1 protein-coding gene is annotated in these 352 nt (G+C 48.9%); it reads left to right on the top strand.

Annotated features, from left to right (window positions below):
- Positions 1–352 (top strand): GTP-binding protein (locus A3763_RS08445; RefSeq protein ID WP_197482855.1); only part of this gene is annotated, 352 nt, incomplete at both ends.

Genomic DNA, 352 nt, shown 5'->3' with positions numbered 1-352 from the left:
CCGCACGTTAACGTAGGTACTATTGGTCACGTTGACCATGGTAAAACAACTTTGACAGCAGCGCTAACGCGTGTATGTGCAGAAGTATTCGGTGGTGAGAAGGTTGATTTCGCAAACATCGATAATGCACCAGAGGAAAGAGAGCGTGGTATCACTATCGCGACGTCTCACGTTGAGTATGATTCAACTGATCGTCACTACGCTCACGTTGACTGCCCAGGGCACGCCGATTATGTTAAAAACATGATCACAGGTGCTGCTCAGATGGATGGTGCTATCTTGGTTTGTGGTGCGACTGATGGTCCTATGCCTCAGACTCGTGAGCACATCCTTTTGTCTCGTCAGGTAGGTG

The sequence above is a fragment of the Oleiphilus sp. HI0128 genome, from assembly GCF_001635365.1.
This window is presented reverse-complemented; position numbering and strand designations above follow the sequence as displayed.